The 10829-nt window shown below is 62.1% G+C and carries 8 protein-coding genes; 6 read left to right on the top strand and 2 right to left on the bottom strand.

From position 1 onward, the window contains the following. Positions 1-161: 161 nt before the first annotated feature. Positions 162-1736, bottom strand: a complete 1575-nt coding sequence (locus tag ACTNBY_RS07460; RefSeq protein ID WP_441063976.1) for a carboxypeptidase M32 — start codon at positions 1734-1736, stop codon at positions 162-164. Between the two features lie 505 nt (positions 1737-2241). Here ACTNBY_RS07460 and pheS point away from each other — a divergent pair. The 6 genes from pheS to ACTNBY_RS07490 all read left to right on the top strand — a co-directional run bounded on the left by pheS (position 2242) and on the right by ACTNBY_RS07490 (position 9842). Next, positions 2242-3318, top strand: coding sequence for a phenylalanine--tRNA ligase subunit alpha (gene pheS, locus ACTNBY_RS07465; RefSeq protein ID WP_154517607.1), 1077 nt, complete (start codon positions 2242-2244; stop codon positions 3316-3318). Positions 3319-3499: 181 nt separating this feature from the next. Then, a complete protein-coding gene (gene pheT, locus ACTNBY_RS07470) occupies positions 3500-5953 on the top strand; it encodes a phenylalanine--tRNA ligase subunit beta (protein WP_441063977.1) in 2454 nt (817 codons plus the stop codon). 246 nt (positions 5954-6199) lie between these two features. Then, positions 6200-7285, top strand: coding sequence for a cobalt transporter CbiM (cbiM, locus tag ACTNBY_RS07475; RefSeq protein ID WP_441063979.1), 1086 nt, complete (start codon positions 6200-6202; stop codon positions 7283-7285). Further along, entirely contained in the window at positions 7263-8099 is an 837-nt protein-coding gene (locus ACTNBY_RS07480) for an energy-coupling factor transporter transmembrane component T family protein (RefSeq protein WP_441063980.1), read from the top strand. The genes cbiM and ACTNBY_RS07480 overlap by 23 nt, the downstream gene beginning before the upstream one ends. 44 nt (positions 8100-8143) lie before the next feature. Next, positions 8144-8914 (top strand): energy-coupling factor ABC transporter ATP-binding protein, encoded by a 771-nt coding sequence (locus tag ACTNBY_RS07485; RefSeq protein WP_441063981.1) that lies wholly within the window; start codon positions 8144-8146, stop codon positions 8912-8914. Positions 8915-8993: 79 nt separating this feature from the next. After that, the gene (locus tag ACTNBY_RS07490; RefSeq protein ID WP_441063983.1) at positions 8994-9842 is read left to right on the top strand and encodes a hypothetical protein; all 849 of its coding nucleotides are present in this window, start codon (positions 8994-8996) and stop codon (positions 9840-9842) included. On the opposite strand, the gene ACTNBY_RS07495 is transcribed toward ACTNBY_RS07490, so the two are convergent. Beyond that, positions 9839-10576, bottom strand: a complete 738-nt coding sequence (locus tag ACTNBY_RS07495) for a hypothetical protein (RefSeq protein ID WP_441063984.1) — start codon at positions 10574-10576, stop codon at positions 9839-9841. The genes ACTNBY_RS07490 and ACTNBY_RS07495 overlap by 4 nt on opposite strands. Positions 10577-10829: the final 253 nt, after the last annotated feature.

The following is a 10829-nucleotide window of genomic DNA, read 5'->3' on the forward strand; positions in this document are numbered from 1 at the left end:
GGCCCCAAGCGGCAATCTGGCGTTCAATTTCAGGGGCGCGACCAGAAGGCCAGCGCCCTTTCATTTCACGTCACCCTGCTCGCTTGGGGCCGTTTTCGCTGACGTTGCCAAGACATCGACGTCAACATGGTTGGCGTTGGCGATGGCGTGCAGGTCAATCCTTACAGCTGGTACAGCGTGGTGAACTTGTCCTGCAGGTAGCTGCAGTAGTAGCGGGCGTCGAATGCCATACCGCACGCGCCCTTGATGAGCTCCGGCGCGTCCTTGGCGCGGCCCCACTGCCAAATGTGCTCGCCCAGCCAAGCGCGGACGGGTGCCAGGTCGCCGCTCGCACAGGCGCCGTTAAGGTCGACACCGTCGCGGCACATGGCCGGCACAAACATGGCATCGTAGGCGCTGCCCAGCGCATACGTGGGGAAGTAGCCAAACGAGCCGCCGCTCCAGTGCGTATCCTGCAGGCAGCCGCGCGTGTCGTCGGGAACAGGAATGCCCAGGTACTCGTCCATAAGGCGATTCCAAAGCGCGGGGATGTCCTTGGCCGTGGCCTCGCCGGCAAACAGCATGCGCTCAATCTCGTAGCGCACCATAATATGCAGCGGGTAGGTGAGCTCGTCTGCCTCGGTACGGATCAGCGACGGCTGCGCGATGTTCACGGCGTGGTAGAGCGTGTCCTCGTCCACGTTGCCGTAGACCTCGGGCGCGTGACGGCGCAGCACTTCGAGCAGCGGGCCCATAAAAGCGCGACTGCGGCCTACGGTGTTCTCGAAAAAGCGGCTCTGGCTCTCGTGAATGCCCATGGAGGTGCCGCCCTCCAGACACGTACGCGCGTAAGCGGGATTGACGCCCAGCTCGTACATGGCGTGCCCCGCCTCGTGGATGATGCTATAGACGTTGGAGATGCAGTCGTTCTCGTAGATGTGCGTGGCGATGCGCGCATCGCCCACCGAGAAGCCCTCGCTAAACGGGTGCTCGGTAAAGGCGAGCGTGGTGTCGTCCAGGTTAAGGCCGACGAGCTTCATCAGGTCGAAGCTCATGGCGCGCTGGGCGGCCTCGGGCACATGCGCGTGCAAAAAGTCGGCAGTAGGCTGCTGCCCGCGCTCGCCGATGGCGTGAACGAGCGGCACGACGGTGGCCTTGACCTCGTCACAAAACGCATCGAAGCTCTTGGCGGAAAGGCCGCGTTCGTACTGGTCGAGCCAAACATCGTATGGGTCGTGCTTGGGGTCCATGAGCTCGGCCTGATGCTTGAGCTGGGCGACGATTCTATCCACGTAGGGCTCAAAGCTCGCCCAGTCGTTGGCCGTCTTGGCCTTGTGCCACACGGCGTCGGCCTCGCAGGTGAGCCTGGTCCAGGCCTCGGCCTCTTCGGTGGGAATGGCGCTTGCCTCGCGCTGGTCGCGGCCGAGCACACGGATCTCGTCGAGCAGCTGTGGGTCGTCGATCTTGCCGCCGGCGACGGTCTCGTGTGCCAGCGAGCTTACAAGCTCGACGGACTTTTTGCTGGTCAGGAGCTTGTGATGTTCGCCGGCAAGGGTGCCCATAGCATCGGCGCGGGCCGCAGCGCCGTTGGCGGGGGCAATCGTCGCGCCATCGAACTCGGCAATCTTGAGCAGGTACTCGCGGGTCCATAGTTTGCCTTCGAGCTTGCGGAGCTTCTTGATGCCCTTGCCCGCCTTGGCGTTCTTAGAGGCCTTGGCCACGGCGGCCTTGGCTTTCTTATCGAGTTTCTTTCCCATACCTATATCCTTGATCTCGCAGACCGGACGCCACGGGTGGGCGTGCGGCCAGTTTGCACAGCTACCCGCCTTGTACCCAGTGCGAACAAAACGGAACGCGGCGATATGCTCGCAGAATGTGTTATCCTATAGCCCAATGCGTTGACGGAGAGGGTTTTGCCCGCCGCGTCGCCGGCAAGAGAGGGAAGGTCATGGGCTGCAAGCCTTCCTGCGGTGGCAAGGGCCAAGCGTTCACTCCCGAGCAGCAACCTCAACGGGCGCGCGGCCAGCGGCGGCGAAGCCCCAGTAGGGAAGCCGTGAGCCTCGCGATAAGGGGCATAGAGTGGGCACGGCGGGCCAGACATCCGCCGGGTCAAACAAGGTGGTACCGCGGAATTCAACCGTCCTTGGGCAATGCACATGCCCGAGGACGGTTTTTTGTTACCGAACCGGGCCGCGTTTTTGCAACGCCAGACGGCGGCAGTCGTCCTGGCGAGCGGGGAACGCGAGAGACGAAAGGGAAGACATGAGTCTGATTGATGATCTGGTCAAACTCGAGGAAGAGGCCAAGGAGCTCGTCGCAGGCGCCGACGACGCCGCCAAGCTCGAGGCTGCGCGCGTTGAGCTGCTCGGCCGCAAGGGTCGTATTACCGGCCTGATGCGCATGATGGGCAAGCTCGCCCCCGAGGATCGCCCCGTTATGGGCAAGCGCGCCAACGAGATGCGCCAGCTGATCGAGGGCATGCTCGACGAGCGCACCACCGAGATGAAGGCCGCCGCCCTCAAGCACGCACTGGAGCACGAGGCCGTCGACATCACGCTGCCGGGCATTCGTCCGCAGATCGGCCACCAGCACCTGATCAAGCAGATCATCGAGGAGGCCGAGGATATCTTTAGCGGTATCGGCTACACCGTCGAGTCCGGTCCCATGGTCGACACCTCCTACTACAACTTCACCGCGCTCAACGCCCCCATGGATCACCCGAGCCGCTCGGCCCGCGACACCTTCTATGTGGTCGACAACAACCCCGGCAGCGTCGCGCACCCCGAGGCGCATGCCCACGGCGAGTCCGATGTGCTGCTGCGCACCCAGACCTCGGGCGTGCAGATTCACACCATGGAGTCGCAGAAGCCGCCCATCTACATGATCTGCCCGGGCACCGTCTACCGTCCCGACACGGCCGACGCCTGTCACCTGCCGCAGTTCAACCAGATCGAGGGCCTGGTCGTCGACGAGGGCATCACCTTTGGCGATCTTAAGGGCACGCTCGACTACTTTGTTAAGTGCATGTTTGGCGAGGACCGCAAGACGCGTTACCGCCCGCATTTCTTCCCCTTCACCGAGCCTTCCTGCGAGGTGGACGTGAGCTGCCACGTCTGCGGCGGCAAGGGCTGCAACTTCTGCAAGCACAGCGGCTGGATCGAGATCTTGGGCTGCGGCATGGTCGACCCCAACGTCCTGATCAACTGCGGCATCGACCCCGAGAAGTACACCGGCTTCGCCTTTGGCATTGGCGCCGAGCGCGTCGCGGCCCTGCGCTACGACCTGCCCGACCTCAGAACGCTCATGACAGGCGATATGCGTTTCCTGAATCAGTTTTAAGTTGACCTGTCCCGGCGGCTTCCCGAGCCACCGCACCTTGCCCCTCAAACCGTCGCTTGCGTACCCAAGTACGCGGCGCTCCTCTTTCGGGGCAATCTGCGGCACCTCGGAAACCCGTCTCCGTAGCTGGAGTTTTCCGTCTGTTTATTGCAGACGTTACAGATGAAAGGAGACCAGTTAGATGCGTGTTTCTTACGACTGGCTCAAGACCATGATCGATATTCCGGAGGATCCCAAGACCCTTTCGGACGAATATATCCGTACCGGCACCGAGGTCGAGGCGATCGACACCGTGGGCGAGTCTTTCGACCACGTGGTGACCGCCAAGGTGCTCACCAAGACCCCGCACCCCGATAGCGACCATATGTATGTGTGCTCGGTCGACGTGGGTGACAAGAACCTCGACGCCGACGGCAACCCCGCTCCGCTGCAGATCGTCTGCGGTGCTCAGAACTTTGAGGCCGGCGACCACATCGTCACGGCAATGATCGGCGCCGTGCTTCCCGGTGACGTCAAGATCAAGAAGAGCAAGCTTCGCGGCGTCGTGTCCATGGGCATGAACTGCTCCGCGCGCGAGCTCGGCCTGGGCGGCGACCACTCCGGCATCATGATCCTGCCCGAGGATACGCCCTGCGGCATGCCGTTTGCCGAGTATGTGGGCTCGAGTGATACCGTGCTCGACTGCGAGATCACGCCCAACCGCCCCGACTGCCTGTCCATGATCGGCATGGCCCGTGAGACCGGTGCCATTTTCGATCGCGACTTCCACGTTGAGCTGCCCGCCATCAAGGCGGAGACCGGCCGCGCGACCGACGACGAGCTTTCGGTCGAGATCGCCGACGAGGGCCTGTGCGACCGCTATGTCGCCCGCATCGTGCGCAACGTGAAGGTCGGCCCGTCGCCCGACTGGATGGTCAAGCGCCTTAACGCCCTGGGCGTGCGCCCGCACAACAACATCGTCGACATCACCAACTATGTGATGATGCTCACCGGTCAGCCGCTGCACGCTTTTGACCTGGACACCTTTGCCGAGCGCGATGGCAGGCGCCGCGTGGTGGTTCGCGCCGCCCAGCAGGATGAGAAGTTCACGACGCTCGACGGCGAGGAGCGCACGCTCGACGCCGGCATGGGCCTTATCACCGACGGCGAGCGCCCCGTGGCGCTGGCCGGCGTTATGGGCGGCATGGATTCCGAGATCGAGGACGACACCGTCGACGTGATGGTCGAGAGCGCCTGCTTCGACGCCGGTCGCACCTCGCACACCAGCCGCGATCTGTCGCTGATCTCCGACGCCTCCATCCGCTTTGAGCGCCAGGTCGATGAGACCGGCTGCGTGGATGTGGCCAATGTTGCCTGCGCGCTCATCGAGGAGATCGCCGGCGGCGAGGTCGCTCCCGGCTACGTAGATGTGTTCCCCGCGCCCAAGACCATCGACAGCATTAAGCTGCGCCTGGCCCGCGTGCACGCCATCTGCGGCGCCGACATCGAGCCCGATTTTATCGAGCGCTCGCTCACCCGTCTGGGCTGCACCGTCGAGAGCGACGGCGAGGACTTTATGGTTACCCCGCCGAGCTTCCGCCCCGACCTGCCGCGCGAAATCGACCTGATCGAGGAGGTCCTGCGCCTGTGGGGCATGGGCCGCGTGACGGCGACCATCCCGGCTGCCAAGAACCACATCGGCGGCCTGACCCGCGAGCAGAAGCTTACCCGCAAGGTCGGCGAGATCCTGCGCGCCTGCGGCCTCAACGAGACCACGACCTTTGGCTTTGCCGCGCCGGGCGACCTGGAGAAGATCGGCATGTCCACCGAGGGCCGCGGCTGCCCCGTGGTACTTATGAACCCGCTGGTGGCCGAGCAGACCGAGATGCGCCGCTCGCTGCTGCCGGGCCTGCTGCAGTCTGTGGCGTATAACGAGGCCCATGGCACGCCCAACGTGCACCTGTACGAGGTCGGCAGCCTGTTCCACGGCCGCGAGAACGCCAGCCTGCCCAAGGAGACCAAGTCCGTGGCGGGCGTGCTCTCGGGCCAGTGGAGCGAGCAGTCTTGGAACATGAAGTACCGCAAGCTGCGTTTCTTCTTTGGCAAGGGCATCGTCGAGGAGCTGCTCGCCCAGCTGCGCATCGAGAAGGTTCGCTTCCGTCCCGTCGAGGGCGAGGGCTATGCCTTCTTGCAGCCGGGCCGTGCCGCCGAGGTTCTGTCTGGCGGCACCGTGCTGGGCTGGGTCGGCGAGATCCACCCCGAGGCGCGCGAAGCCATGGGCATCGACGAGGTCGTCGTTGCCTTTGAGCTCGACCTGGACAAGCTGATCAAGGGCGCCCGCAACCAGGAGAACTACCGCGAGTTCTCGCAGTACCCGGCTGTTGAGCACGATCTTGCTATCGTGGTCGACAACTCCGTGACTTGCGAGGACCTTGAGCGCCGCATTACCAGCGCCGGTGGCAAGCTGCTCGAGGGTGTGCGTCTGTTCGACGTCTACCGCGATCCGGTCCGCGTGGGCGTGGGCAAGAAGTCCATGGCCTTTGCGCTTACGTATCGCTCCGACGACCACACGCTTACCAGCGAAGAGGTCGAAAAAGCGCACCAGAAGATCGTCACCAAGGTGTGCAAGGGCGTAAACGGCGAGGTCCGCGGCTAGGCCCTGCACTGGGGTATGGGTCAGCGGTGGCTGCTGCCGAGCCTTACGTGGCTGCTATCCTCGGTATAAGGCACTGCTGAGCCTGCATATATGACACGCGCATTACATAACGGCGTGCTGCTTTGTCGGCAGTGCGCCGTTTTGCTATGATAGCCCGTGGCGTGTTACGAATCTGACAATACGTAACACTGGCAAGGTGATTTAAGCGGCGTTGTAATTCTGTGCGCCGATAACCGGGAGGCGTACATGCACATTCCAGATAATTATCTGTCCCCGCAGACCGATGCCGTCATGGCAGTGGCGATGGTGCCCGTGTGGGTTCACTGCATCAAAAAGGTGCGCGCCACGCTCGATCGCGAGCACATGGCGTTTCTGGGTATCTGCGCCGCATTCTCTTTCTTGCTCATGATGTTCAATGTGCCGCTGCCCGGCGGTACCACGGGTCACGCCGTCGGCGGCGCGCTCATCGCGCTGCTGCTGGGCCCGGAGGCCGCGGCCATCGCGGTTTCGGTCGCGCTGGCGCTGCAGGCGCTGCTGTTTGGCGACGGCGGCATCCTGTCCTTTGGCGCCAACTGCTTTAACATGGCCTTCGTGCTGCCGTTTGCCGCCGCTATCGTGTTCCGTGCGCTCAACAGCCGTTTGCACGACAAGAGCTGGGGCACCTCGGTTTCGGCCGTCGTAAGCGGTTGGGTCGGCCTGTGCCTGGCGGCCCTGTGCACGGCGATCGAGTTTGGTATTCAGCCGATGTTCTTTACCAACGCTTCGGGAGCTCCGCTGTACTGCCCCTTCCCGCTCTCTATTGCCATTCCGGCCATGATGATCCCGCACATGTTGGTAGCCGGCGTGGTCGAGGGCGTGGCGACGGCCGCCATCTACGGTTTCATTAAGAAGACGGCGCCGAGCGTTATCGTCGGGCCCGAGGCCGCCGATGGCCAGCTTGCTGCCGAGAGCGCTGCCGCCAAGAAGACCTCACTGGTCCCCACGCTCATCCTGGTCGCCGTGCTTGTCGTGGCCACGCCGCTCGGCTTGCTTGCCACGGGTGACGCCTGGGGCGAGTGGGACGCTGAGGGCGCCGCGACCGCCGTTCAGGAGGCTGGTGACGACAGTCTGCAGACTTCGGTCGGTCTCGATACCCCGACCTTTGCCGATGCCCTGCCCACGGGCGATTATCTGCAGGCCTATTCCGAGGAGCAGGGCCTTGGCTTTGCCGGCCAGGCCGCGATGTATATTCTTTCGGGCGTGATTGGCGTGGCGGTGCTCACCATCGCATTCCGTCTGGTCTCGCTAACGGTCAAGGAAAGCGGAGCCCATGGCGACGGTCGAGCTGCCTAGCTGGCTTGCGGTCGAGCAGCGATACGAGCCCGTGGGGGCTCGGCATCGTGTGATGCAAAAGAATGTCCTGCATCTGGCGAGCCTGCTTGAGCGGGTTCGTCTAGGCGGCGGCGCACATAAGGGCGGGTCGATTATCGACCGCGCCCTTTCTTCCGTTTCGGCGCCAGTGCGTTTGGTGGGGATGTTCGTCTGCGTCCTGTGCGTATGCCTGACGCAGAGCCCGCTGTACTTGATGCTGATGACAGCGATCGCGTTGGTGCTCGTTGCGGTGCGCCCCGTACGCGGGCTGCGCGCGACCTTTGTGCCGGCGTTGGCTGCCGCGGGGTTTGCCGTGGTTTTGGCGCTTCCTGCCCTGCTGCTGGGTGCTTCTGCCACGGGCGCCATGCTCAAGATTGCGCTCAAGACCTTTGTTAATGTGTCATTGGTGCTGGGCGTTTCGTGGACGCTTACCTGGAGTCGCATGTCGGCGGCGCTTAAGATGCTGCACCTGCCCGACGAGGTTATCTTTACGTTTGATATGGCGCTCAAACACATCGAGGTGCTGGGTCGCACGGCGCACGACCTGTGCGAATCGGTCATGCTGCGCAGTGTGGGCCGCGCGCCTGCAGGATTTTCGCGTACCGATTCGATCGCGGGTATCATGGGCATGACCTTTATCAAGGCGATGGAATGCAGCCGCGCGATGGACGAGGCTATGCTTTGCCGCGGTTTTGCCGGCGCATATCCGGCGCCTGCACGGAACGGCTTTGGCTGGCGCGACGCGGTCTATGCGGCTGTTGTGGTGCTGCTCGCCGTGTTGTGCGCGGTGCTGTAGCGCGGGCGGTCAAGCCGTCGATGTGAATAGGGAAGGGCGACGTTTTGGCAAACGATACAAATGGTGCGATGGGTGCGAGCGGTGCTGCCGGCGCCAAGGCCACGCCGCTCATCGAGTTTCGCGACGTGGTGTTTTCCTATGCGGGCCATACGGTGGTCGATGGCGTGTCGCTGCAGGTTAATCGCGGTGAGCTGGTTGCGCTGGTTGGACCCAACGGCTGCGGCAAGACGACGATCATGCGGCTTATCAACGGCCTTGAGCTTGCGGATGCGGGTACGTACCTGTTTGATGGACATGTGGTCGATGCGGCATATCTCAAGGATTCCGCGACGACCCAGCGGTTCCATCAGCGCGTGGGCTTCGTGTTCCAAAACGCCGATGCACAGATCTTTTGCGCCACGGTCGGCGAGGAGGTCGCGTTTGGCCCGGCTCAAATGGGGCTTTCGGCGGACGAGCTCGGGCGCCGCGTCCGTGATGCCATGGAGCTGTTTCAGGTTGCCGATCTGGTCGATGCTTCGCCCTATCAGCTTTCGGGTGGGCAAAAGAAGCGTGTGGCGCTGGCTGCCGTCGTGTCGATGAACCCCGATATTCTGGTGCTCGACGAGCCTACCAACGGACTTGACGAGGACTCTTGCGACATCGTGGTCAACTTTCTACTGGCTTATGTTGCTGCCGGTAAGACGGTCTTGATGAGCACGCATCATCAGGATTTAGTACGACGTCTTGGGGCCCGTGCGATTTATATCGATCGATATCACCACGTGGTCGGGGCTCCCGTGCCATCATATGGAACCGAAAACGGTGCAGCAGAATAGTTGCCGCATAGTGGGGTTGCGGCCGCGCACGTGACTTGCTGCGAATGGTATAGTTATCCGGGTTTTTACGGGGGTAGCTATGCCAAGCTGGAATATTCATATCGCTCAGACGGAACGACTTCTGGCGCGTGCCGGCGCGCTTGCCGATAACGTGCGCGACCGCAATGCCTTTTTGTTTGGCAGCGTGGTTCCGGACATTTTTGTGGGGTACATGGTTCCCGGTATTGCCGACCCCATCCCGTATCGCATCACGCACTTTGCCAAGCCCGAGCCCATTCCTAAGCCACGCGAGCATGAGTTTTGGGACACCTATGTGGCGCCTTTGCTTAAAGGTGCGCCGACGGGTGCGCCGGCTGCAGCGACCTCGATTGTCGAAGAGCGTGAAAGGCTCAATCGGGTGCACTATCCGCAGCGCTACAAAGACGCCGAGCCGGTTGACGGCCCCGGCGCCGCCGAGTTTTCGCTCGCGCCCGATGACGTGGCGCAGTCGCTGCTCGATTTGACGCTGGGCGTTTGGTCGCATCTGGTGGCCGATACCGTGTGGAACACGCGCGTGAACCAATATCTCGAGGCGCGAGGCGGCAAGCCGTGCGAGGAGTTCCGCATTAAGAAGCAGGGAGACTTTGACTGGTTTGGCAAGACGCTCGGCATCGTTTCTATCCCGCGTGCGACCGATCGCCTCTATACCGCGGCGGCCCAGTTTGGTCAGTATTCGATTCCACAAGAGTATGTGCTCAAGACCATTGGCGTTATGCACGAGATTGTGCGCGAAAACCCCGGCGATCCGGATCATCCGCCGTACCGTCTGCTGACCGAAGAGTTCTTTGACGCAACGTTTACCGAGGTCGTCGAGCTAACCGAGGCGGGTTTTGCCGCCCGCGTTGCCGCTTCTGACGTCCCCGCAGTCCCTCTGATCGCTAGCTGCTAGCCGGCAGACGTAACGGTGAACAGTTCATCCCAATCGACCAATAGCTCCCGCCGAAGGGTTTCTGCGGCAGTGAGTTCCAGCTTAGATTTTGGAACGTAAGGGAGCCCCGCCTTTTTATGAATTAGCTCGGCGATGCTGTTAAAGCTCTTCGTGTCCTTGATTTGATCATAGGTTATCTGGATAACGTCATAGCCCATGCTTGTGAGGGCGGTGGTGCGCTCGGCATCGGAGAGGCTCGCGGCTTCGCTGTCATGGGCGGAGCGGCCTTGGCATTCCAGAATGACGCCCATGCTGTCGGTGCTGCTCTCTATGAGGATATCGGCGTAGCAGCAGGTTTTGTCATACAGTGAGCGCGCGGCGTCGCTGAGTGGGATGCGCACGTTGTTTGCGATATTGATGCCCATGCCGCCCTCGTTGCGGGGGAGCGAGACAAGCATGGAGGTCTGTACTTCGAAGGGCGAGGCGGTCTGTCCCGTCATGTGCTCGGCCGCCCAGCGCAGTTGTTTAACGCCGCGCAGGCCTGCGGCCTGCTTGGCGAACGCGGCGATATCCGCTGCGGAAAGAAGCGGCGTGCGCTTCCACAAGTTGGTGTCATTGCCCTTGGTGTCGACAACACGTTTCCAACCACAGTCGGGCGGAATGAGCTTAAGCGAAATTGCTTCATCGAGCTGCTGCTGAGCCCGTTTACAAGGCGTGAACACTGCAAAGGAGCCGCACATCTCGTAGCAAGCCATGAGTAACTGGTTGCGTGAGACCTGCGTAGCAAGGTTGAGCAGCGTAAACTCGGGCGACGTGACATCAAATCCATGCTCAGTCTGCCTAAACGACCCAGGAGGCGGCTCTTGGGTTAGCAGACGGCTATGAAATAGCTTTCCGTTAGCGGGGTGTTCGTAAGACAGTTAAATAGGCAAAAGGCGTGACGAAAGTGATCACGCCTTTTTTCATGTAAGGATAGCCGCATAGCGGCGCAAGGGATGGATCCCCTTG

This window comes from Collinsella sp. HCP28S3_E12 (assembly GCF_052065595.1).
Taxonomy (GTDB): domain Bacteria; phylum Actinomycetota; class Coriobacteriia; order Coriobacteriales; family Coriobacteriaceae; genus Collinsella.

What these genes read in the sequence shown, in the direction of transcription:
- ACTNBY_RS07460 (WP_441063976.1), bottom strand. Translation starts at nt 1,736, where the DNA reads ATGGGAAAGAAACTCGATAAGAAAGCCAAGGCCGCCGTGGCCAAGGCC.
- pheS (WP_154517607.1), top strand. Translation starts at nt 2,242, where the DNA reads ATGAGTCTGATTGATGATCTGGTCAAACTCGAGGAAGAGGCCAAGGAG.
- pheT (WP_441063977.1), top strand. Translation starts at nt 3,500, where the DNA reads ATGCGTGTTTCTTACGACTGGCTCAAGACCATGATCGATATTCCGGAG.
- cbiM (WP_441063979.1), top strand. Translation starts at nt 6,200, where the DNA reads ATGCACATTCCAGATAATTATCTGTCCCCGCAGACCGATGCCGTCATG.
- ACTNBY_RS07480 (WP_441063980.1), top strand. Translation starts at nt 7,263, where the DNA reads ATGGCGACGGTCGAGCTGCCTAGCTGGCTTGCGGTCGAGCAGCGATAC.
- ACTNBY_RS07490 (WP_441063983.1), top strand. Translation starts at nt 8,994, where the DNA reads ATGCCAAGCTGGAATATTCATATCGCTCAGACGGAACGACTTCTGGCG.
- ACTNBY_RS07495 (WP_441063984.1), bottom strand. Translation starts at nt 10,576, where the DNA reads ATGGCTTGCTACGAGATGTGCGGCTCCTTTGCAGTGTTCACGCCTTGT.